Genomic DNA, 21,183 nt, shown 5'->3' on the forward strand with positions numbered 1-21,183 from the left:
GTGGAGTGGCGGGTGCAGGATTCGAACCTGCGTGGCGTGGTGCAGCCGATTTACAGTCGGCCCCGATCGGCCTCTCTGGCAACCCGCCGTATGGTAGAATCGAGGTAACGGGGATCCCACGTAACCGGCTCTTGAGACCGGCACATAATCCGGGGGGTTATCCCCGTTTTTCTATTTCAATACGATTTGGTGGAATCCTTCCGAGTCGAACACCCACAGCTCTTTGATGTGGGATTCATGACGGGCGTTGTACAGCGACAGTTGGTTGACGAACTTGTCGGGCAGTTTCGTGCTTCCGAAGTCCAGTACGAACACGTCCTTGACAACGCCCTGTTCGACGCCGCCGACGACGGCGTCGTTGATGCGTTGGGCCACGTTCCTGTATTTCAGGCCTGCCGGTGATTTCAGTTCGGCGTCGCATTCGTGGCTCAGCCAGTGGAAGTCGTTGCTGGGCTTGCCGTCATGGCTTTTCGGTATCCACTCGTATTCCTCGCCCAGCTTCTGGAACTTCTCGAGGAACACGATCTCGTGCCGTTCGAGGATTTCCCTGCTCGGGTCGACGCCGACGGCGAGCTGGCGCCGGTACCAGGATTCCGCAGTGCCTTTTGGCTCTCCCTTCATTGACAGGAGTCTGACGGACTGCTCCCACGGCATGGTCGGCGTCGGGTAGACGCCGTCCGTGAACGCCATGGGATTGTCCCGGCGCATGCGCTTGAGCTTCTCCCGGTAGTCGCCGCCTCCCTTGCTGGCTTCCTGCCACATGGCGGTGAGCCGTTCGGGGTTGTATCCGGCGAGTGTCTGGCGGCCCCAGCTGGGGACGATCTGGCAGTCGCAGTCCCGGTGGTATTGCATCTCCAGGCCTGCCGAGTCTTCGCTCAGGTAGGTGAAGCCCCGTGATGCGAGCATGGTGCAGAACGCGCATGTCCTTGCTCCGCGCGGCACTCTGGCCCATCGTGGTTTCGACGGGTCGATGCGCATGTTGCGTTGGGTGGTCAGGCGTGCGGAGGCGTTGATCATGTCGGCGACGAATTGCATCGCGTCATCCGGGTTGCCCAGATCGGGCCACAGGTCTTCGATCGTGGCTCCCGCGCGTGACTGTCCGTTCTTGACCTGCGTGTAGGTCAGGCCGGCGTAGTCGGTGTTGTTGAAGCCGCCCTGCACCTGCCAGAGGGCGCGGTCGGGGTCGATGAGCCGCGTGTGGTCGAAGTCGTCGAGCCGGACGCCCGCGTATTCGCTCCACAGGCCGCGCACGGTGTCGTAGTATTCGTTCGCCAGCTGGGAGGCGTCGCGGGAGAAGTCGCGGATCGCGTCCTTGACGTTCAAAGGGTCGCGGTCGACCATGTTCTCGATGACGTCGGCCGCGCCCTCCCTGAGGTTGTCAAGATCGGTCTGGTAGTCCCTGTATGCCCTGTCCAACAGCCGTTGCAGTTCCGGAGGGGCTTTCGGATTCGCTGCCATCAGCCGCCTCCGTGTCCTGCGGGTTCATCCGCTGCTGTCTGAGCTGGTCGATGTTCCTCTGCGCCTTCATCCGCTGCTGGTAGGCGCGGAACGATTGGAGCTCGCCGGCCGTGAGTCCGAGCTTGGCCAGTCCCACGTCGGAATCCGCCCAGTCGCCGTTCACGCCGGCGACCTTCGTGTAGTAGTCGGCTCTTGCCGCGTCGCTCACCTCGCGGGTCGGCGCCCACAGGGGGCGGATGCCGGTCAGGTCGGGCGGCTGCGGGCTGTTGTCGCGCAGTTGCACGGCCATGCCCATGGCGTTGAGGAGCTGGCGGGAGAACATGCGGTTCTGCCGGTTCGCGGTGCGCGTCAGCTGGTTCTCGGCGGCGGCGAGCGCTTCGGCGCTGGTGGGGTTGGCCAGTCGTATGCCGAGTTGTTCGGGTGGGATGTCGGTTTCGGCCGAGGCGAGCATGGCGATGGTTTCGAGCATGTCGCCGTGGGGTTGCATCGATGCCTGGGAGACCTGTTTGAGTTCGGGGATGTCGCCGTTGATGTCGCGGCTGACCGCGTTGATGCTGCTGACGAGCGCGCTCCATGTGTCCTGTTGGAAGGATTCGCGGCTCAGGCCGAGGAACCAGATTTTGGGCACCGAGTAGAATTCGGCGGACGCTTCCATGCGGACCATGGTGCGCATGGCCATGTCGGTCAGGTTCATCAGGGCGCGGTTGATGCGTGAGCGGCCGAAGGGGCGGTCCATCTGCTTGTCGTAGACGATGGGCACCACGGCGACGCGGTCGAGCCGGTTGTATTGGGGTTCCGCGTCCCACCCGTATCCGGTTTTCATGCAGGCGTAGTTGCGGCCGGGCAGCCATGCGTTGAATGCGGTGATGTTGCCCCATTTGTCGCTGTCGGTGATGGTCAGCGCGGCTTTGATGCGGCGGCGGTCGTTGTCCCATAGTGCGGCGGACCAGTCGGCCGAGCGCGGGGTGATGAGGATGCGCTCGTTGTCGTCCGGGTCGTAGTCGATGGTCAGGAAGCTGCAGGAGTGCTTGTAGCAGCTGATGACGGCCTCGCTCATGTCGGTTTCGAGCTCGTTCATGCGCATGATCTCGTCGATGCCGTGGTTGTCGGCTCCGGCGGCGGTCTCGAATCCCTCGAACACGCTCTTGTCGGCGAGCGCGCGCACGCTTTTCTGTGGCCAGCCGACCACGACGCCGGCTTTCTGGGCGACGATGTTCGGGATGCTGATGCCGAGGTTGTTGAATCGTTGTTTGGCGTCGTAGAACGCGGAGCGTAGCAGGTTGCGCGGGTATTTGGCGCGCCACAGCTCCAGCAGGCGGATGATGTCCGTCATGTCGTTGTCGGGCACGTTGGCGATGTGTGTCATGAACGAGGAGCCGGTGGACAGGTAGGGGTTGCCGAAGCTGATGGATTGTTCGCTCATCCGATCATGACCTCCTGTACTCGGTCCGGGTCTCGTTTGGTTATGGTGGTGCCGTAGAGGGCGAGCGTGCATGCCACGAGCGGGCTTATGTCGATGTCGCTGCCCATCGGGTTCCATCCGACGGCGCCGGATTTGCCGATGCTGCGTGTGGTGGCGTTGGCCACGGCCGTGGCGAGCGCCGGTGCTTTGTCGTCCGGCAGGTGGGTGAGTTTGCCGTCTCTGAGCATGTCGAGGAATTTGCCGCAGGCGCGGCCCATGTCGCTGTAGTTGGTGACGATGACTTTCACGTGCCGGGCTTTGAGGTCGGCCAGCAGGCTCATGGCGGGTGATTGCGAGTCGATGGCCACGCTTGCTGTGCGCGGCCAGTGGTCGGCGATGTAGTCGACCGCCCATTGGGTGCCTTTGGATTGGGTGGACTCGAAGCGGCGCAGTTCGATGTGCGCGGTGCCGTCCCTGTGGTTGACGGCGCCGCCGATGGCCAGCGAGCTGCGGTCGGGTTTCATGTCGAGCGCGTAGCCGATCAGTCCTTTGATGTTGGGTGTGTCGGTGGCGGCTTTCGTCCATTGTTCGGGGTTGATGGCCCGATTGGTGGCGGTTTCGTCCCAGATGCCCAGTGCCTCGCGGCGGAAGCTGTCCTTGCCGAGCTGGCGTTGCATGCGCAGCATGCTGGTTTCGCTGGTGCGGCGCGGGAAGCTCGGGTTGGCTTTCCTCCATTGGGCGCGGTCGTCGCTGTCGGCGTCGCGGTCGGCGGAGAATTCCACGTAGAGCATGTCGTCCTCGCCGGCGAGCGCCTGGCGGCGGCGTTCCGTGAACGCTTCGCCGGGGTCGGCGGGGCGCGGTGGGGTGCCGATGTAGAGGACGAGCGCGTTGGGGCTGGTGTTGGTGGCGGGCACCATGTCGCTGATGGCCTGTTCGGTCAGGATCTGTGCTTCGTCGAACACGATGATGTCTACGGCGTCGTTGCCTCGGGCGAATCCCTGGGCTCGTGCGCCGAACAGTATCTTGCTGCCGTTGGCGAAGGTGATTTCCTGCATGCCGTTGCCGCCGCGCACGCCGTCGGTGCGGCCGGAGTGGTCGAGGTATCCGATGAGCGCGGGGTTGCGTACCAGGGTGCGCACGTGGTCGAACGTGTTGCTGTTGGTGCGGTTGTGGTGCGCGGTCCAGATGACGGTCAGGTTCGGGATGAGCGTGCACAGGATGACCACGAGGCTGGAGACGGTGAAGGTCTTGCCGGTCTGGCGGCAGATGCTCAACACCACGCCGCCGACGGAGGCGGCGAACGTGCCGTCGGTCCTTCGGCCGAGGATGAGCGTCAGCAGTCCCTGCTGCCAGCGGTCGTAGCGGATGCCGCATGCTTTGGCCCTTTTGTTGACCTTGGGGAACATGCTGGTGACGATGCCGGAGGGCATGACGATGTGGCGTGCGACCTCAGATAGCTTCGGGTCGGAATTCTCCGTCATCGTCGTCCTCCGGATCTTCTTGCGTCGTCATGCCTTGTGCGGGGTTGCCTTCGAGCCGTTCGATTTCGCGGGTCAGGGCGAGCAGCTGTTTGCTGATGCCGGTCAGGCTGCCCGGCGGGGTGCCGGCGCTGAACATGGCTTCCTTGAGCCGGGCCTGCGTGCGTTTGAGCACGCTCACGTAGTCCTCGGGCCCGTCGTTCATCATCGCCTCGAAATCGGCGGCGGTGAGGGCGTCCATCGCCTCGGGCTCATGTTCCACGTCCCCGGCCGGGGCGGGAGGCGTGGTGATGCGGCTCATGCGCTTGGCCCTGCGGTAGGCGCGCTGCTTGCATTTGGCCGAACAGTATTTCGCTTTCTTTCCACGGCCGGACGGGGTGAACGGCTGGCCGCATTCCTCGCAAATCACCGCGCTCACCTCCAAAAAAACGTAACGGGATAACGTAACGGCCGGCCAAGGCGTTACGTTTTGACATGCCGGGGAGATATCGGCCCTGCGCCCGAGGGGGCTTCGACCGGGGCGGACGGGGTCTCCTCCCCACGTCACCAGTCGCCGCTCGTGGTCAACGGCATCGAGGTGGCTCTCAGGTCGGCCGTGTGCCCCTGTTCGAATGTTTGTTTGATGTGTTCGCGCGCCCATTCGACGCTGTGGTTGGAGCGGATGCGGTTGCACCAGCGGTGCGCGAGCCGGCAGTTGGAGAACAGGTAGGGCGAGCCGCCCTTGCTGACGGGTATGATCTCGTCCACCTCGGGCGAGCCCGGCAATCCCGGCGGCAATGATTTGTCCACGGGCCGGCCGCACAGGTGGCACGTGTCGTAGGCCGCCAGCACGCGGGCCACGACCTGCTGGCGTCGCCAGCCATTGGCATGACGGGTGTTGCCCCGGCGGCCGCTCATAACCCGGCCTTGTCGCACGACCGCTGCCAGGCGTCCACGAACGCCTGCACGGCCCGGCGCATGACCGGTTCGAGGGGGTCGACCACGAGATGGCCGGACGGGGTGACGCTCACGGGCACGGGCAGGGCGTCGATGTCGGCGAGGGTGTTCCCCTTGCACGTGATCCGCAGGCTGATGGTCGGCATGCCCGGCATTGTCATGGCGTCATCGCCTCACAATCAAATGAAAAGAGTGGCGGGCTGACTGGCGCCGGTGCTTTGGACGCTGCCGGCGGAGTACTCTCAGCCCATGAGATGTGGCTGGATATGCGAAAACCCAGCCACGTGAGCTGGGTTTTTCGACACTTCTGCCACTGCTTATTATGGCTTCACCCAATGGATTCTGTCAAATCGGGGCCGACGAGCAGCCGGTACACGTCGCAGTAGGCGTATCCGTCCGCGTGACGGGGCAGTTTGCCGCGCTGCTCCCACGTGGTGACGGTCTTGCGACTGACCTTGATACCAGCCTCGGCGAATGCCTTGGCGATGTCGGCGGCAGACCCTCGCTTGGAATCATCCCAGCACAATGTCTTGAGCCTACGCAGTTTCACGGTCTGCGCTCGCTGTTCGCGCCCGCATACGGGACAGGTGACCCACTGGTCTGCGGTTCCTGCGGTGAGCATGGTCTCACATAGTTCGCACGTGCCGATCTCCATGCGCTGCTCGGGAGGATCCAATGCGAGGTCGACCTTGCGGGCGAGGTTGTTGATGATGTGCATGTAGAGGCCGGCGTCCGCGAATGTAGAGAGCCTGGGGTGGCCGGCGCATGCGATGAGCGTGGCCTTGAGGTCCTCCATGCGTGGATCCCTATGCCAGTCGAGTGCGTCGATGCCGTCGAGGCAACGCCACAGCTCACGCGCCGTCGCGTCGAGCAGATCCAGCAAATCGAGCACGTCAAGTCGTATCGGTGTCGGCGGCGTGGCCGTCTGGATGCGCACTGGCGAATGCCCGCCCGGATGCAGGGTCGCGTCCAACGAGTCATGCAACGGCGTGACGTCGCGCGCCAGTCGCAGGAGCGTGCCGGCGAAACGCAGTTCGCACGTCTCGCACAGTGAATATCCCCCTTCGGTTATCGTTTTGCAGTTCTGGCAGTTCACGTTGGCCCCTTCCGGCTGGTCGGCTAGAATAATGTTTGCTTCTCATCGCCCTGGCCGACCATGGTTGGGGCTTTCTCGTATTTGAGCCGCGAATACGGCATATTCCAGATGCGTTTGAATTCGGCTATCTCCTGTTTCGACAGTCTCGGCCCGCCCCACGGTTTGCCCGGCGGACGCTCCATTTTCGGCGGCGTGAACGGTTTGACGCTCACCCTCGCCAAGCGGCAAGTGTGCCCGGCGAGGTATTGGCCGTCCGGCCTGATGCCCGCACATCCGCTCACGCTGCGCAACAGTGGGTGCCCGACGGAGGGCAGCCAGACCACGCGCGTCAATGGGCGGCCGAGGATTATCGCCACGGTCAGGTCATCACCCTCCACAAGTCCGCAGTCCCATGACTCCCACACGCTCTCCCGATCCTGGATAATGTACAGGCCGCACCCCTCGCAGACAGTGACCACGAGGGGACTGGATTTCGGGATGAATTGGCGCAGCCATGGGGGCTTGCGCTCACGGGCGCGGGGGCTGCTCATTCCTCCGTCGCCTTTCTCCTCGCCGCGTTGAAGGCGGTTCTGATGATGTTTTCCAGCCATGCGCCAGGAAGCGCGATGAACTTTCGGGTTTCGTCCATGGCGGCGGCAATCTCCTCCTCGGTGATTTCGCGGTTTGCGCAGGCCTTGTATCCTCTTGCCCATGCCCATTGCAAGTCGGCGTCGACGTACGAGGGGTCGCGTTGTTCCCGGGCTTCTATCTCACGGTCGATGATGCTCATTTGTTTCCTCCGTTTCGTCGTTGAGTGCCGTTTCGATTCGTATGCACAGGTCGACGGCTTGCTGCCATCCGTTCCGATAGCCGATGACGAACGCCTCGGCCGGACTGTCGTTGCCCAGCCCCGATGAGGCCAATGCGTTGAGGGCTTGTTGGGTGAGGTCAATCGGTTCGGCCATGGGTCAGTCCTCCCATTTGATGTCCTGGATTTCATGCAGCACCGCTTCGCAGGCGGTGATGAGTACGCTGAGCATACGGCGGCCGTGATGTCCTCTCCGGTCAAGGTTGAACAGGACGGGATGGCCTTGACTCCACTGGTCGATGCCGATGGAGGCGATTGGGATAGTTTCGACCAGATTGGTGTCAGCATCCTCGCAGAGGTATTGGATGGTGACGGATTCTTTCATGCTTCCTCGCTTTCGGTCGTGTAACAGTTCGCGTCGAGCCAGTCTGCGATGAGGCGGAAGTCCTTGGCCCATTGGATGCGGTTTTCCCGCTCCCGCTCGTCCTTGGGAGCTGGTTTCGGCTCATTGAGGTTGAGTAGTCCGTATTCGGGTTTCTTCAGATAGTGGCAGCGGGCGCGTCCGCGTCCCTTGCCGGCTTGCTTGTAGTTGATGAGCTGGAGTATGTGCAGCATCTCCAACGCCTTGGTCGGATCGAAGTTCGGGGTCTCAGAATCCGCATCGAAGCGCTTTCGAAGCTCGGGCGTGGTTCCCTCTCCATTGCCAAGCTCCCATGCGGTCGCTTCGATCTGCTCCCTGAATGTGAGTGCCATTTCGTGGTTCCTTTCTGACGTTTTCTTGATTGGGAACAACTAGTGTCGTTGACGTGCTTTTTTTGCTGTTCCGGAGGGCCGAGTCGCAGTTGTTCCCGCACCCACCCACACACGTAGTGTGGGTGGGGAGTGCTGGGAACAGCTGGACATCGCTACTCCAGTTGTTCCCGGAACAACTCGGAACAACTGGGAACAACGGGAACAACTAGATTTCGAGATGGTTTTCGTCTTCCAATTCGTTCGCCTCCTCCCTGCTCATACGGTCCACGAAAGCGTCCGATTTTGGGTCGTTCATCTGCCGGTATGGTCTGACGCTGGCGTAGATGTTCCGGTTGTTTCTTCCGGAGCGGTTGGATATCCATCCGCCTTCGAGCAGCCGGTTGATGGCGGTGAGCACGGTGGTCTTCCGTGCGCTTGACCCGTCGTCCTTCAATAGTTCGATGATTTCGGTCTGGTTCGGCTCCTCGGGCGCGTTCTCGACGATCCGGCTGATCTTCTCCATGAGTCCGGTGGGTCGTTCGAGGCCGCGCTGTCGTGTGGTTTCATCGCTGGGCATCATGTTTGGTCGTGCGATGGTGACGCGCATGAGTTTCGGGTCAGTGCTGTTGATTTCGATGCGTGCGGCTTCGCGCAGGTGCGAGCCATTCGAACTCCAACTGACGGCGCAATGCTCCTCGATCTCCGAGATTCGGTCTTTGCCTGATTTGATGACGATGGTGCCTTTCACGCCCTTGCCGACAGGTTTGGTCATGTCCACGCTGTAGCTGATGCCGTCGATGAGGGCGAGTTTCTGCATGCTGCCGCCCGCGTAGCGGCCCCGGTTGTCCTTGCTTTTGACGACGTGGTCGATGAGTACGACTGCTGGCCCACAGGCGCTGATGAGTCGTGGCATGGTGTTGTACCAGGCGGCGATGTCGTCACCGCTGTTGCTGTCGAGGCCGGCGTAGGCGAGGCAGCTGGTGACGCCGTCGATGATGGCGAGCGTGGCGGTATCGGCGTAGTCGAGGGTTTCGCGCCAGCCGCCGAGGCTGGTGGGGCTGCTGGGCTTCGCGGACGGGCGCACGTAGTGCAGGTGACCGATGATCTGTTCGCCGGATACGCCGAGCAGCAGGAGGCGTTTGACCACGTTGCGTGCGGAATCCTCGTAGTCGATGTAGATGACGTCACGGTCTGCCTTCAATTCCTGCGCGGTGGCGATTTGGGCGATCATGCTTTTGCCGCAGCCGGGCTCGCCGTGCAAATCGTTGACCGCGCCACGGTAGAACAATCCTTGGCCGTCCTCGCGTTGGAACACGGTGGGGGTGGGCGGCAGTTCAATGCCGGAAGCGAGCTGGGTGAGGTCTTCGAACTGCCAGCTGGAGGAGGCGTTTTTACTTGCCTCGTGACTTTCCATTGAACCGTTTTGAACCGATGCGACGGGTGTTGAACCGGCTTGAACCGGCATTGTTCCAGTGTTTTGAACTGCTTCCGGGTGGCTTTCCTCCATTTGACTCGCAGCCGCGTTTTGGGTGAGTTCGTTGAACTCGCCGGGCGTCATGCGTTCGATTTTCGACTGCTCGCACGGATCCACATGCGATTGCACGCCGTTGACCTTCTCCATCGCGCCACTGAGAATGCTGGCCCATTCGCGTGCCGCCTCACGCTCCTTGCCTTGACGGTCGGGGGCCACCTCGGCGATGAACCGTGGCTTCAATTGGCTGATGGCGTCGAGCGCTCCACGATGGCCTTCCTGCGCGAAGTTAACCAACGCCCAGACGGCCTGCAGCGTGGTGTCATGCCTTGAGCCTTTGGAAGCGGGGTTGGCGAGCGTCTTGTTGAGGAACGTGTTGACCGCCTTGCACATGCGGTCGTCGTATCCCCTCGGATTAGAGGCGATTGGAGTGGTCGACGGGTTTGAATGTGTCAGGTTCGCCATGCTGTCGGGTTTGCGCAGGTAGTCCACCCACTTCCATGGCAGGGTCGCCAGATCCGAGATGTGGGGGAGTGTGCTGGCGAATGCGCCGCTTGGCGTGTACCAGCAGTACATTTCGCCGCTCGGGTGGATCGACGGCCAGACCACGGAATACCGGTGGCCGGGCTGCAGGATGTCCACCCCCTCGATGGCGCCGCCCTTCCAGGCGAGCCCTTCGGGCACCTTGTAGAACAGGTGGCGTGCCGGACTGTCGATGCCGTGCGCCGTGCTGCTCCACGTGGCCGGAAGCATGCCCAGTTCCTGAGAGAGTTCGCTGATGCCTTTCGCCCCGTCCGCCTTGACCTGATGGCCTTGTGCGGCGTCGATGTCCAACACCAATACGCCTTCGGGGATGACGATTCCCGTGTTCGCGTCCGGGGTCGCCTGCGACCAGACCTGTACTTGTTCGTCGGTGACGGGTTTGCGGCTGCGTCCAGTGAAACCAGCGGGTGGCGGGGTCTTGCGTCCCTCGGGCAGGGGGATGACCTGCATCCATCCAGCCGCACGGTACAGGGGTGCGGCTGCCGTGTATCCGTAGATGTCGGTCATCTTCGAAACTCCCTTTGACGTAGTGTGAAAATGTGTGTGGTGCCGTGCCCGTCGTCGCAACAGGGCCGGCCGCTTGGATACGGCGACGGCAATACGGGACTCAGCCTTTATCCGAGTCCTTGGTGTTATGCCAGCCTGCGAGCACGAGCTTCAGTGAAAGCAGCTCGATACTGACGGGCGACAGACCTTCGGGACACAGGTCGACCTCGCTGATCTGCGTGGCCAGCTGCTTCTGCTGGTTCTGCATATACTTCAAAAAGCTCGTCCATCAGAATTCACCGGTTTCCAATTGCTGTTCCGAACCTCCGTGGTTCTGCGGCTGCGCCTGGTCGGTGACGGCCGTGACCGCCTCGACAGGCACGCCCAACAGTCTGGCGATCTCCTGCGGGGACTTGCCCGCCGCCTTCAACTGGTTGACCTTCATCGGATCAGCCTGCGGCTGCTGCGGCTGGCCGAGCTGCACCGGCTGAGCGGGTTGCTGCGGCTGCTGTTGCGCGGGAGGGTTCCACGGGTCCACCGGAGCTGTCTGATATCCCTGATTCGGGGTCTGCTGAGGCTGCTGTGGCGCGTACTGCCGCTGCGCGTAACCTTGCTGGGACTGCTGCACGGGAGGCTGCTGGGAGCCCTGCTGGACAGGCTGCTGGGGTTGGCTTCCGTTGACGAGACTGTTGACGCTGGACGCGGGTTCGATGTGGAATTCGAACACCTTCGGCGGTTGGGGCGCGTCGCCCCGCTGGCCGAGACCCACGAACCGTTCCGTGATGGTGTCGCCCGGCTTCGGAATCTTCACGCCCGCCTGACGGCAGGCATCGCGAAACGCCTTGAGTTGGATGCCCCAGCCTTTAATCCATAGCGAGCGGCGGCCGTCATCGTCGTCTACGCTCGGGTCGCGCAGTTGGGTCTGGATGATGACGTGGATCTGCTCCTTCGGACGCCCGTCGTTCCAAAAGGCGGGCTGCTTGGTCTGGAAGTCGTTGACCTGTGTGGTCTCGATTTTCTCGATGACGCCGGTCACCGTGTCCCCCGGCTGGCTGTTCGCGCCGAAGTAGGCTTTGGCGCTGTTGCCGGCGAGCAGGTCGCCGAGCGAGCTCAACTGGGCGGGCTGACGCTGCTGCGGCTGATAGCCGTACCCCTGCTGGGGGTAGCCATACTGTTGCTGTGGTTGCTGACCGAACATGATTGTTTTCCTTTCGTTATTCGGTGAACTGGTATTCAGGTTCAATCAAGGGGATGAGCTGGAGCCATTTGTCGGGAACGTCCGGCCATGGCTTAGCGTCGAACTCGGGGAGCGCGCTCATGTCGGGCCAGACCCGGCCCTTGCAAGAGAAGCACTTGTCGGGTCCGGCCGCCGGCAACTGTTTGATCCAGCTGTCGCGCACGTCGGGGCCTTCCGCCTGCTCCACGCAGTCCATGAGGTTGACGAGCAGTTGGGCGCGGCTCAACGCCCACTTGCCGGGCTCCGGATCAAACCTCGTCTCCCAGGGCAAAGCATCACCCAGACTGGTCTTGTTGCTGGGCAGGAAGTAAATGCAGTTGCGTTCCACCCGTTCGCCCTCGTTCTGCAGGCCCATGCCGTAGAGCGACGCCTGTATCCGGTATTGTTGCGATGGGCCGTGGGCTTTGACCTTGGTGACGGTTGTGTTGCCGACGTTCTTCCAATCGATGGTGCTATGGGTTTTGCGATCCCAGAGGTCGATCGAACCGGTGACGTCATAGCCGCCGTGCAGGCCCTGCAATCGGCCTACGGTGACGCGATATTCGCTGCGCCAGCGCTCCACGAGTTCGGTCACGTTGTCCTCACTCGTGTAGAGGAACTGGTGCGCAGGATCCCTGTTCAGCTCGCGGAACATCTGCTCGAAGTGCTCGTGCACGCACGTGCCGATGAATGGCCGCCAACCCGGCGAACGACGCTCCGGCCAGCCCGCCAGTTTCGCCGCGAGGCAATGCACGCAATCCGTTCCCAGTTCGGATGGGCCTATCTCACGCTGCAGCTCACGCGGAGCGTTCTGGATATCCGCTTCGATGAGCTGGCGGATCTCCGGCCACAATCGTGGTTCCTCCATCGTGTCCGTCTTGGTTTTCGGCGTTGCCGGCGGCTTGTCCATATCGGGTGCCGACTGCGTCATGGGCGGCACGTCGACGGGTATCGCGTCACCCTGCTGTTGGGCTTGTGCTACGGCGAGAATGGCGTCATTCATGCTCATGGTTCTTCACCTCCTTGAGAAGGTCGTCGATCTGTTTCTTGATGTCGCCCAGTGCGGTCTGGCTGAGCCGTATAATGGCCACCGCCTCGTCCGATTCGAAGCGCAGCGTGTAGGTGCGGTCGCCGTCCTCCGCGATGGTTACCGGCATGCTGCCGAAGGCCATCGAATGCACGGGGAAGCCGGTCTTGCCTTGCGTCTCCAGTTCGTGTATGGCCTTGTGGATGCGTCTGGCGACGGTGAGGCCCAGCTCGTCGAGCTGTTCGGAACGGATGACGTACAGGTCGTCGGTCAGCTCGTTGCCGTCCTCGTCACGCAGGTCGTACTCGGCGATAACGCTTTCCACGATCTGGGCGATGCCCAGGCTGGACAGTTCCGCGCTCATGAGACCACCACCATAGGCTTGCCGCTCATCGCGTAATCGGCCACCGCGTCCGCCGACAGCAGCTTCTCCAACTGGCTGAGCGGCCGCGGCCGCAACTGGTAGGCTCCGGGATACTTGGTGGCCGGATAGGCTTTCTCGAACGTGCCGGCGTTGATGCGGCGCGCGCCCGGCTTGACCTGCACCTTCAGGTTGCCGGCCTGGTAGGTGCCGACCGGATGCGAGTCGAGAATCAGGGATTTGAGATTGTCGATTTCCTCCTGTCGGCTGGCGATCTCGGCCTGCAGTTCGACGATGCGCGCCGCCTGCGCGGCGAACAATCCTTGGCGCAATTCCCCGTCCGGGTTCACGGCCTCCGTGGTTTCAATGGTTGACGTGTCATTCGCAGTCATTTGATGTGCCTTTCACGATGATTTGGGCGTAGGTGGGATACCACGCCGTCTGATGCTTGGTCTGGTTCGTGTGCCGGTTGCAGCAGGTGACCGCCTCGTCCAGTCCGGTGGGCTTGCCGAGCGGCCCGCATGTCCTGCAACGCGGCATCCAAAGACGCCGGTCAGGCATCCTGCCTGTCCTCGGAGGTGAGTCGCAGTCCGGCTATGACCTCCGCCGAAGCGTCCGGGTTGCGCAGCAGCTTCGATATGACCGCGCCTTCCTTGACGGTCAGTTGGGCGATGGCGATGGCCGACGTGACGGCCGTATGCTGCTCGTTGGTGAGTATGATCTTGTCGGACAGCAACAGTTTGGTGGCCTTGTCGATGAACGTGGATGCGGCGTTCGTGATCCCGTTCGCGGTCGGCACCAGGGCCGCCAGTTCGAAGCTCAGGTCCTCGTCGGATACGAGCGCCTGTTGCACCATGCGTGGCTCGTTGATCGGCTTGCTCATGATTGTTCTCCTTGCTTGTTCGGCTCCCATTCCGGGAGCGGCTTGATACGGATAGAGAGGTGCGGCTCGTACTCGTGCCCGCAACACGTGTAGGGGTCGCCGCTCTTGCGCTTCCGGTAGCGGCCCTTCGACCCGTAGACCCATAGGTCGGGCATCCGCTTGCTGGCGTGGGATTCGACGACCTGCGCGTCATCCACGTAGGCGACGCCGTTCAATGAATCCAAAACCAGCTTCAGCAGGTTGTCGAGGTCGGGCCGACCCCTATGGCTCATCCAGAACTCCGCCTCCAAGCGCACGGGGCATTGGAACGGTTCCGCCTGCGGGTATTTCAACCGGAATTCCGCGAACAGGCGTTCCTCCGCCCTGACGGTGCGTTTCGGAGTGATCGCATGCCCGTTGTAGACGCGGGGCCTGCCCTTCGGCACCGGGTCGCCCGGCAAGCAGAGCGTGAACTCACTTGGCTGTTCCATCGCCGCCCCACTTCAACAGGATTCCCACGAACATGAGCGGCAGGATGACCGCCAATGCGAGCGAGCCGGTTATCATCCACTGCGGCGTACCCACCGGACTTGGGATGCGACTATGCGTGCCGGCGAAACCGACCAGCCAACCCTCGAAGAACGTGAGAGCCAGTAATACGGCCGATTTCTGCCCGTCCGTTAACCTCGGCCGGGGTCGGCGCATACGCTTCTTTTTGCGCAATGCTTCGATGCTCATTCCGCAACCTCCTTGCGCTTGCGTTGGATGGCACGCAGCAGGGTCAGCGACTGGCTGAGGATCATCGACGCCTCGAACGCCAACTGGTTCTCACCCAGCTCGAACAGCGCGTGTTCGAGAGAGCCGGACGCGTCATGCACGTCACTGGCCACATCGACGGCGTGCTGCCACTGATCGACCGGATGGAACAATCTTTCCTCCACGGTGTCCTTGTCCGGATCGCACGCCGGACAATCGCACTTGCCGGTTTCCGGCTGGCGCATCTCCTCGTCCAACTCCTTCTCCAACTCAGCCTCTCCTCCCTCAAGCAGCTGCTCCATGAGCTCCTTCAGCGACATGTCCTCCGGAACCTCGACGCCGATGGCGTGGATACCGCTAATCTTGTTGTTTGACATCACTTGTCTTCCTTTCAATGTGATTGGTGATGTTGGTGCCGGCGTGAACCTTGGCAGTGCGACGCCGGCACCTCTTCCTTTTCTCCCGGTTTCGAATCCGGGAAACCCTTATTCGCCGTAGACCAGCTCCCTGCGGCTTATCGCGCACCGCCGGTCCCGGTAGTCGATGACCTCCTGTGGATTCCAAACGAGCCTGCGGCCTACGCGTTTCGGCGCGGGCGGATACCGGCCTCCCCACTTGTCGTGGCACGACCACACGTAGAGACTGCCCTTCGAGACACCAAGGAAGCTCGCCACCTTGGCGATCGGCCAGCCGTCAAGAGACGATTCGATTTGACTACCGGCCATCACGCACCCGCTTCCAAGTCAAGGGGAGTGCAGCCCAGATACTTCTGGATGAGGTACTGCTGGCCCTTGGGCGTGACCTTCGTCGTGAAGTTCAACGACACATGACCATCCGAATGGGCAATCGATGTTTCCTTGACCTCGAACAACCCCAGTTCCATGCTCTTCTGCGTCGGCATGTTCGGATTCCCGTTGCGCTTCATCAGGAAACCGTCCTCACGCAATTGCTTGAACAACCGGTTCTGGCCGGTCTTCACGCCGTTCTGTTTGAGGATCTTCGCCAATTCCCCAATCAGAATGCTCCGCTTCGACGTTGCGACAGCGTCAGCGAACAGCACCTTCGGCCTCTGGGCCTCAAGCTGCTTCTTCTGGTCTTCGATGGTTCTCTGCGCGATGAGCACCGCGCGCGCCATCGTCTCCTCCGGGGTCTCGCCCTGGGGAATGTAACCGCCGGTGCGACGGATTTGGGGTACGACCTCGTCGAACAGCCAATGCTCGAACTCGACCGCGCTGGTGAGCTTGCTGCTGGCGATGAGGCGGTACACGTCGCCTTCGGTGATGAACACGGCCTGTTGGATTCCACCGGCCGTCTCAAGGGGGTAGCGATTCGCGACACCCTTGCAATGCTTTGCGATTGCGTCACGGGTGTTGCTGTATCCGAGTGCGGTGGCGACGTGCTTCGCGCAGAACAGCACCGTCCCGTTCTCCGCGGTCACCGTGGCGACCGGGTTGCCCCTGAACTCGAAGGGCTGTACATTGGATTCAGTCATTTTGGACCTTCTTTCAATCTGACATTCGCCGCCGCTGCAATCGGCGGCATTTTTTGTGGCTAGAATCTGAGCCATGTGGAAATGGCTGGCGGACAACTGGATGGGATTGATGGCGTTGCTGCTGTCCTTCGACGCGGAACGACGCCTGTACCTCTCGACCGATTGGGGAGTGGAGAAGACGGATGGGGACGGGTGGATACTGCGCAACAACGGGTGGCTCACCGAACGAGACATTCGAGTGACGCCGACGGGCGGCGCTATCGTCGAATACCGTGGGGACTCCAAGCTCAAGCGCCATGAGTCCGGCACCGTCATCGTCGCGATGGTCGAGACCTCGAAATCGAGAGACATTCGCGTATCCTCGCGAAGAATCCTGTTCCGGCATTCCCGGATCCTGTCCCTATAGACCCCGGTCCGACATCCGCGGGCTCGAGCCCACGGAGACAGAAGCCAATGTCTTCCTTGTCGCAGACGACGAGTCCCGTGTATTCGACCCAGCATTTGCCGTCATCGAACACGCGAACCGTCATCGGGTGACCATCCAACCATCTGACGCGATCCATGTCGATGCCGAGAATGCGAATCAGCGCACGGGCCCTCTCACGTTCCGCGCCGCCAAGCCGGTAGGTCCTAACCATCACGCCACCGCCTCGGGTTTGAGATCCTTGTCCGGTATTTCGGTCACTTCGGCTATTTCACCTGGCGTGAAGCCGAATGCGCGGTTGAATCCGACAATCATCGTCGGGGAGACGATGTTGGTGTGCATTGCTTTCGACAGCACGCTTTCGCTGACGCCGATAGCGCCGGCGAAAGCCGCATTGGATTTCAGCCCGCTCATGCGCTTGCAGCGCTCGAGGAAATCCGGTTTAAAGGTCATCGCGTAAGCCATCTCAGGCAACCTCCTTTCAGTGGTTTGCATCTCGCAACCTTGGTGTTGCGTTCTGCGAATTATTACAATGCACGATGCGAAATAAGTCAAGCGAAATGCAAAACACGGCGTGTTGCAAAGAAATAGAAAATGTTGCATAATGCAAAACATGAACATTGAACAGTGGTACCAGGAAACAGTCGGAAACGACAGTCAAAACACCGTGGCCGACAATGCAGGCATCGTCCCATCGTCTCTCTACCGACAACTCCCAGATAAGTTATCCCCGCAAAACGTGGTAAAGATTGCGCGAGCTTACGGTGGATCAGCTATCGACGGTCTTGTCGCGGTGGGTCTTATCGATGACGATGATTTGAGAAAATCAGAATCTTCCGACGCTCTTCGTGATGCCACAGATGAGGAGCTCATTCATGAGCTGGCAATCAGATTGGCAGCAGGAGCAGCAAAGCGGAATCCTCGATGGAATGAGCCTATCGTGATTTCCGATGAGGATATGAACGAAGCTCGTCTACGCAACGAATCAAGCGAGAAGGACTCTGATTCAGATCTTCGGCCTATTTCCGAAGTAGATGACATCCCTACATTGTCCAAAGATAATTTCAAGCAATCAAATAAGAAAACGAAGCATTATTCAAGCATCGGAGAAGAGCTGGCAGAGAAGTTCGCGGCAAACCCCGAAACCTTTGAGGCTGCCGCCAATCATGACCGGAACAAGGAGCTTGAAAGGGAAGGGGGCGAAGGACGATAAACGTCACCTATGACGACCTCCTGAGGGAAGCCTCCAACAGCGGCATTCGGGTGGAGGAATGCCAGCTGCAGCAGGGGTTATGCGGCTTCTACTATGAACCCAAGCACCTCATCGTTATCGATGAGACCATGCTGGATTTCCAGAAACGCTGTACCCTCTGCCATGAGCTCGTGCACGCCCACAACCACGACCAAGGCTGCAGTCCCTACGGGTCGAAAGCCGAACGCCGCGCAAGACTATATACCGCCCTGCGTCTCATCAACCCGCATGAGTACGCGATAGCCGAGCGCATGTACGGTGCGGACTCGTACCTCATCGCATGCGAACTCGATGTGACCGTACAAGTCATAGAAGATTACAAGAACTGGCTGCACGACAGTGTGGTCGTCTAGAAGAAAGAAGAGAACCGTGACCGAGCCAACCCCCATGCAGGCACAGCAGCCGCCGGCAACGCAGGATAGCCAGCCCGCAGCAGCACCATCCGCGCCAACGCCGGCACCGAAGAAGAAGCTCCCAACGGCGGCCGTCATCGCCATCGCCGCAGCCATAGGACTGGTCGTGGGACTAGCCGGCGGACTCGGAGGCATGTACCTGTACGCCACGCCCATCATCAACCAGCAGAAGTCGGACATCCAAGACCTCAATACATCATTGGACTCCGTCAAAGCGCAGCTAGCCGACGCGAACGAAAAACTCAACCCCCAGGAAGATCCCAACGACACGGGATCCAACACCGACGCTTCGGGCACGGGGGAGACCGCCGTCAGCGGCGGCGTCGAAATGAAGGTCCTCGAAGCCGGCGAACAGCCCACCATCAGCTTCGACACATGCGGCGACGGATGCAGCAACGGCCAATACGGGCCAAAGACACCGGACGCGAACACCAAGTACTGGGTGGCCAAGGTGGAGGTCACGAACAACACCAGCAGTCCGATGGACATCACCTGCAGCTACCCCTATGAGATAGTCGCGTTGAACTCGAAGAACCAGAAATACACGCCCATCAAGAATCTGTATCAGGTCGAAGGCAACCCCGAGTGCAACGCCCAGCTCCAGCCGGGATTGACCAGCACGGTCACCTATCCGTTCCAGGTTCCATTGGACGCGAAGATGGTTGCCATAGCATTCCGCGACGTCGGAGACGTGTATTCCGGCACCGGCGGGGAGGACAACTACTCCTATATAGTCACCGACCCGAATTACGTGGTCAATCGATAGAAAAAGAATTGCCCTGTCGATCTGGAACATCGGCAGGGCGTGTGAAACATCGACCAGCTTGCTTAATTGGAAAGGAGGATGCTTCGCCTCCCCATCATAGCCGATAGGCCTGGCGGAGCTATACCCGAAATGTCAGAAGAACGCGAGTGTGCTGCCGAAGTAGTTTCCGCGCTCCTGCGGGGTAAACTCCAGGGACAGCAGATGGTATTCCGGGTCGTCGGGATCCGGCCCCTCGTCCATGAATCCGAATCGTGTGAACAGGTCCATGCTGGGCTTGTTGCGCGGATCCACCTGGGTGAGCACGAGTGGCGTGCGGTTGAAACGCCAGGCATCGTCACGCAGGCGCACGATAACCGAGGAGAGCAGAGTGTCTCCGAGATGTGTGCCACGCACCTTCAAAGCGGTGGCGATATACGAGATCTGGTAGACGCCCTCATGCTCATCGGTCGTTTCCACGGCTACGCCGTATTCGCAGAAGCCGACCACGTCATCATGCAGGGGAATATCTCCGGATACGACAAGAAGCGTGCGCATGATCCCCTTCGGGGTCTTGCGCACGCTGAGGTCACGTATGTAGCGTTGCGGGTCCATCGCCCATTCGGGGCCTCCAGGTTCACAGCACAGGAACTGCCTGAGGGCCGTCTGATGGTCTCTGGAGCATTCGCGCTCAATGACGAGCTTCAGACCCATCGATGGTTTCCTTCCGGGCCTTTGCCCTGCGTTCCATGTAATGGCGGGCGCTGCGGGTCAGCTTCATCCATTTCTCGTCCACGGCGTTGCGTGGCTTGCCGTCCTCGGGCGGCACGTATGCCGGAATCGGCTTCACGCCGGTATCGGTCATGGTCATGGCCGTCTCCTTTCCGATTTTGGCGTAAAGAGAATATTTTATTAATTTCCCTGTTATCCGTCAAATCTCATTAAAACACATTAATACCAGTTAAAACACGTTAAAACCGAAAACAAGTATGAGCGAGTGAAAAAATCATGGCGAACATCACCAGATACAGGACGGCCAAAGGCGAAAACAGGTATCGAGTCCGCTATCGGAAACCCGACGGCACGCAAACCGACAAGAGGGGCTTCCGCCGCAAGATTGACGCGGAGACGTGGGCTGCGGAACACGTCACCATAGCCAAGGCCACCGGCAGCTACATCGACCCGGAAGGCGGCAAACAACGCATAGGCACGCTGCATGACCAGTGGATTGCCGAAAAGAAGCCGTTTTGGAAGGCGACTTCGGGTTCCAACATGGACAGCGCATGGAAATGCCACTGCGAGGCCAAATGGGCAGAACGGCAGATAGGCAGCATCACACACGCCGAAGTCCAGGCATGGGTCGGAAGCATAATCGATAAGTCCGGCGCACCATCCGTCAGCCGCCCATACCAGATCATGCAGGGCATATGCAGCATGGCTGTGCGGGACAAGCTCATCTCCTCCAACCCGTGCGACGGCATCGAACTGCCGAGACTCCCCAAACGCAAGGATCGCCGCATCTACCTGACCATTACCAGACTGCTGGCACTCGCCAACGAAGCGTCGAACTGCCGGAAGCTGGGAGAGGAGCGCCGGGCGCTCATACTGCTATTGGGCTTCTGCGGGCTGAGATGGGGCGAAGCGGCCGGATTACAAAGACGCGATCTCGACTTCGACGCCGGCATACTGCACGTGCGCCGCAACCTCGTATACGTCAACGCCAAATGGGCCGAGGGCACCCCGAAGAACCACGAACGCCGTGACGTGCCCATGCCCCGCATAGTCATGGACGCGCTCAAACCGATATGCGAGCAACGCGAACACGAGGAGCGCGTGTTCCGTGACGTGCGTGGAGGCCCTATCCGCAAGCAGAGCCTCGCCCGCGAGACGGGATGGTGGACGCACACGCTCACCCGTCTGGGCTGGAAGCGGGACGATTGGCCGGTGCCTCACGACCTGCGTCACACCGCCGCCTCGTTGGCCGTGCATGCGGGCGCGAACGTCAAGGCCCTGCAGAGGATGCTGGGCCACAAGAACGCGAGCATGACGTTGGACGTGTACGCGGATCTGTTCGACAGCGACCTTATGGACGTGGCCCGTCTGCTCGATGCCGCCGTGCAGGTGGAGACGGGCGTGGAAGAATGTGGGCAAAATGTGGGCAAAAACGTTTTGAAGCCCGTCTGAAACCCTTAAAAACGTTGGAATCACGCCATTCCTGCGAATGGTGGTTCTTCAGCAAGTTGAAGGAC

At 60.9% G+C, this 21,183-nt stretch carries 32 protein-coding genes and 1 tRNA gene; 5 read left to right on the forward strand and 28 right to left on the reverse strand.

Annotated elements, in window-relative coordinates:
* Window positions 1-6: 6 nt before the first annotated feature.
* From AB5287_RS05075 to AB5287_RS05195, 25 genes are all read right to left on the reverse strand, one after another.
* Window positions 7-88: transfer RNA gene (locus AB5287_RS05075), tRNA-Tyr, on the reverse strand.
* Window positions 89-171: 83 nt separating this feature from the next.
* Window positions 172-1,458, reverse strand: a complete 1,287-nt coding sequence (locus AB5287_RS05080; RefSeq protein WP_101628971.1) for a hypothetical protein — start codon at window positions 1,456-1,458, stop codon at window positions 172-174.
* On the reverse strand, window positions 1,379-2,881 hold the full coding sequence (locus AB5287_RS05085) for a phage portal protein (protein ID WP_368220810.1): 1,503 nt from the start codon (window positions 2,879-2,881) through the stop codon (window positions 1,379-1,381). Before AB5287_RS05085 ends, AB5287_RS05080 begins: the two co-directional genes overlap by 80 nt.
* Window positions 2,878-4,341 (reverse strand): terminase, encoded by a 1,464-nt coding sequence (locus AB5287_RS05090; RefSeq protein ID WP_101628973.1) that lies wholly within the window; start codon window positions 4,339-4,341, stop codon window positions 2,878-2,880. Before AB5287_RS05090 ends, AB5287_RS05085 begins: the two co-directional genes overlap by 4 nt.
* Window positions 4,310-4,747 (reverse strand): hypothetical protein, encoded by a 438-nt coding sequence (locus tag AB5287_RS05095; protein WP_101628974.1) that lies wholly within the window; start codon window positions 4,745-4,747, stop codon window positions 4,310-4,312. The genes AB5287_RS05090 and AB5287_RS05095 overlap by 32 nt, the downstream gene beginning before the upstream one ends.
* A 134-nt stretch (window positions 4,748-4,881) precedes the next feature.
* On the reverse strand, window positions 4,882-5,235 hold the full coding sequence (locus tag AB5287_RS05100) for an HNH endonuclease (protein ID WP_115791026.1): 354 nt from the start codon (window positions 5,233-5,235) through the stop codon (window positions 4,882-4,884).
* Entirely contained in the window at window positions 5,232-5,420 is a 189-nt protein-coding gene (locus AB5287_RS05105; RefSeq protein WP_242668377.1) for a tensin-4, read from the reverse strand. Before AB5287_RS05105 ends, AB5287_RS05100 begins: the two co-directional genes overlap by 4 nt.
* A 182-nt stretch (window positions 5,421-5,602) precedes the next feature.
* Window positions 5,603-6,370, reverse strand: a complete 768-nt coding sequence (locus AB5287_RS05110) for a hypothetical protein (protein ID WP_368220813.1) — start codon at window positions 6,368-6,370, stop codon at window positions 5,603-5,605.
* A 23-nt stretch (window positions 6,371-6,393) separates the two neighbouring features.
* Window positions 6,394-6,900: a hypothetical protein gene (locus AB5287_RS05115; protein WP_368220815.1), complete on the reverse strand. Its 507-nt coding sequence runs from the start codon at window positions 6,898-6,900 to the stop codon at window positions 6,394-6,396.
* Entirely contained in the window at window positions 6,897-7,139 is a 243-nt protein-coding gene (locus AB5287_RS05120) for a hypothetical protein (RefSeq protein WP_269354118.1), read from the reverse strand. The genes AB5287_RS05115 and AB5287_RS05120 overlap by 4 nt, the downstream gene beginning before the upstream one ends.
* Entirely contained in the window at window positions 7,120-7,314 is a 195-nt protein-coding gene (locus AB5287_RS05125) for a hypothetical protein (RefSeq protein WP_269354117.1), read from the reverse strand. Before AB5287_RS05125 ends, AB5287_RS05120 begins: the two co-directional genes overlap by 20 nt.
* Window positions 7,315-7,317: 3 nt before the next feature.
* Entirely contained in the window at window positions 7,318-7,542 is a 225-nt protein-coding gene (locus AB5287_RS05130) for a hypothetical protein (protein WP_288688537.1), read from the reverse strand.
* Complete coding sequence (locus tag AB5287_RS05135; RefSeq protein WP_368220817.1) at window positions 7,539-7,910, reverse strand: hypothetical protein; 372 nt, start codon at window positions 7,908-7,910, stop codon at window positions 7,539-7,541. Before AB5287_RS05135 ends, AB5287_RS05130 begins: the two co-directional genes overlap by 4 nt.
* A 205-nt stretch (window positions 7,911-8,115) precedes the next feature.
* On the reverse strand, window positions 8,116-10,410 hold the full coding sequence (locus AB5287_RS05140) for a bifunctional DNA primase/polymerase (RefSeq protein ID WP_368220819.1): 2,295 nt from the start codon (window positions 10,408-10,410) through the stop codon (window positions 8,116-8,118).
* 100 nt (window positions 10,411-10,510) lie between these two features.
* Window positions 10,511-10,666 carry a hypothetical protein gene (locus AB5287_RS05145; protein WP_368220884.1) on the reverse strand — a complete coding sequence of 52 codons (156 nt, stop codon included), beginning with the start codon at window positions 10,664-10,666 and terminating at the stop codon, window positions 10,511-10,513.
* 12 nt (window positions 10,667-10,678) lie between these two features.
* On the reverse strand, window positions 10,679-11,587 hold the full coding sequence (locus tag AB5287_RS05150; protein ID WP_007058834.1) for a hypothetical protein: 909 nt from the start codon (window positions 11,585-11,587) through the stop codon (window positions 10,679-10,681).
* Window positions 11,588-11,603: 16 nt separating this feature from the next.
* A complete protein-coding gene (locus tag AB5287_RS05155; protein ID WP_368220821.1) occupies window positions 11,604-12,614 on the reverse strand; it encodes a hypothetical protein in 1,011 nt (336 codons plus the stop codon).
* A complete protein-coding gene (locus AB5287_RS05160; RefSeq protein ID WP_368220822.1) occupies window positions 12,601-12,996 on the reverse strand; it encodes a hypothetical protein in 396 nt (131 codons plus the stop codon). Before AB5287_RS05160 ends, AB5287_RS05155 begins: the two co-directional genes overlap by 14 nt.
* On the reverse strand, window positions 12,993-13,385 hold the full coding sequence (locus AB5287_RS05165) for a hypothetical protein (RefSeq protein WP_115796656.1): 393 nt from the start codon (window positions 13,383-13,385) through the stop codon (window positions 12,993-12,995). The genes AB5287_RS05160 and AB5287_RS05165 overlap by 4 nt, the downstream gene beginning before the upstream one ends.
* Complete coding sequence (locus tag AB5287_RS05170; RefSeq protein WP_368220824.1) at window positions 13,372-13,533, reverse strand: hypothetical protein; 162 nt, start codon at window positions 13,531-13,533, stop codon at window positions 13,372-13,374. The genes AB5287_RS05165 and AB5287_RS05170 overlap by 14 nt, the downstream gene beginning before the upstream one ends.
* 13 nt (window positions 13,534-13,546) lie before the next feature.
* Window positions 13,547-13,876 carry a hypothetical protein gene (locus AB5287_RS05175; RefSeq protein WP_196024954.1) on the reverse strand — a complete coding sequence of 110 codons (330 nt, stop codon included), beginning with the start codon at window positions 13,874-13,876 and terminating at the stop codon, window positions 13,547-13,549.
* Window positions 13,873-14,346, reverse strand: coding sequence for a RusA family crossover junction endodeoxyribonuclease (locus AB5287_RS05180; RefSeq protein WP_196024956.1), 474 nt, complete (start codon window positions 14,344-14,346; stop codon window positions 13,873-13,875). The genes AB5287_RS05175 and AB5287_RS05180 overlap by 4 nt, the downstream gene beginning before the upstream one ends.
* Entirely contained in the window at window positions 14,330-14,593 is a 264-nt protein-coding gene (locus AB5287_RS05185) for a hypothetical protein (protein ID WP_007055275.1), read from the reverse strand. The genes AB5287_RS05180 and AB5287_RS05185 overlap by 17 nt, the downstream gene beginning before the upstream one ends.
* Window positions 14,590-14,988 (reverse strand): hypothetical protein, encoded by a 399-nt coding sequence (locus tag AB5287_RS05190; protein WP_196024958.1) that lies wholly within the window; start codon window positions 14,986-14,988, stop codon window positions 14,590-14,592. The genes AB5287_RS05185 and AB5287_RS05190 overlap by 4 nt, the downstream gene beginning before the upstream one ends.
* Before the next feature lie 347 nt (window positions 14,989-15,335).
* Complete coding sequence (locus AB5287_RS05195; RefSeq protein WP_347047097.1) at window positions 15,336-16,103, reverse strand: phage antirepressor KilAC domain-containing protein; 768 nt, start codon at window positions 16,101-16,103, stop codon at window positions 15,336-15,338.
* A 73-nt stretch (window positions 16,104-16,176) separates the two neighbouring features.
* Between AB5287_RS05195 and AB5287_RS05200 the strand changes: the two genes are divergently transcribed.
* Window positions 16,177-16,509, forward strand: coding sequence for a hypothetical protein (locus AB5287_RS05200; RefSeq protein WP_347047098.1), 333 nt, complete (start codon window positions 16,177-16,179; stop codon window positions 16,507-16,509).
* Between the two features lie 231 nt (window positions 16,510-16,740).
* Here AB5287_RS05200 and AB5287_RS05205 read toward each other — a convergent pair whose 3' ends face one another.
* Window positions 16,741-16,992 (reverse strand): helix-turn-helix domain-containing protein, encoded by a 252-nt coding sequence (locus AB5287_RS05205; RefSeq protein ID WP_049136814.1) that lies wholly within the window; start codon window positions 16,990-16,992, stop codon window positions 16,741-16,743.
* Between the two features lie 148 nt (window positions 16,993-17,140).
* Between AB5287_RS05205 and AB5287_RS05210 the strand changes: the two genes are divergently transcribed.
* Genes AB5287_RS05210 through AB5287_RS05220 form a run of 3 tightly spaced genes read left to right on the forward strand, consistent with a single transcriptional unit; the run spans window position 17,141 to window position 18,958 of the window.
* Window positions 17,141-17,740, forward strand: coding sequence for a hypothetical protein (locus tag AB5287_RS05210; RefSeq protein WP_127052949.1), 600 nt, complete (start codon window positions 17,141-17,143; stop codon window positions 17,738-17,740).
* 20 nt (window positions 17,741-17,760) lie between these two features.
* Window positions 17,761-18,132: an ImmA/IrrE family metallo-endopeptidase gene (locus AB5287_RS05215; RefSeq protein ID WP_131205511.1), complete on the forward strand. Its 372-nt coding sequence runs from the start codon at window positions 17,761-17,763 to the stop codon at window positions 18,130-18,132.
* A 16-nt stretch (window positions 18,133-18,148) separates the two neighbouring features.
* A complete protein-coding gene (locus AB5287_RS05220; protein WP_143247961.1) occupies window positions 18,149-18,958 on the forward strand; it encodes a hypothetical protein in 810 nt (269 codons plus the stop codon).
* Window positions 18,959-19,090: 132 nt separating this feature from the next.
* Here the strand turns inward: AB5287_RS05220 and AB5287_RS05225 are convergent, their stop codons facing one another.
* Both AB5287_RS05225 and AB5287_RS05230 read right to left on the reverse strand, forming a co-directional pair.
* Window positions 19,091-19,549, reverse strand: coding sequence for a GNAT family N-acetyltransferase (locus tag AB5287_RS05225; RefSeq protein WP_007058648.1), 459 nt, complete (start codon window positions 19,547-19,549; stop codon window positions 19,091-19,093).
* Window positions 19,550-19,625: 76 nt separating this feature from the next.
* A complete protein-coding gene (locus tag AB5287_RS05230) occupies window positions 19,626-19,805 on the reverse strand; it encodes a hypothetical protein (protein WP_007052846.1) in 180 nt (59 codons plus the stop codon).
* Window positions 19,806-19,942: 137 nt separating this feature from the next.
* On the opposite strand from AB5287_RS05230, the gene AB5287_RS05235 reads away from it, so the two are divergent.
* Entirely contained in the window at window positions 19,943-21,118 is a 1,176-nt protein-coding gene (locus AB5287_RS05235; RefSeq protein ID WP_007055127.1) for a site-specific integrase, read from the forward strand.
* The last annotated feature ends 65 nt before the right edge of the window (window positions 21,119-21,183 follow it).

The organism is Bifidobacterium sp. RTP21102st3_E2_RTP21102_210122 (assembly GCF_040916945.1).
Taxonomy (GTDB): domain Bacteria; phylum Actinomycetota; class Actinomycetes; order Actinomycetales; family Bifidobacteriaceae; genus Bifidobacterium; species Bifidobacterium longum.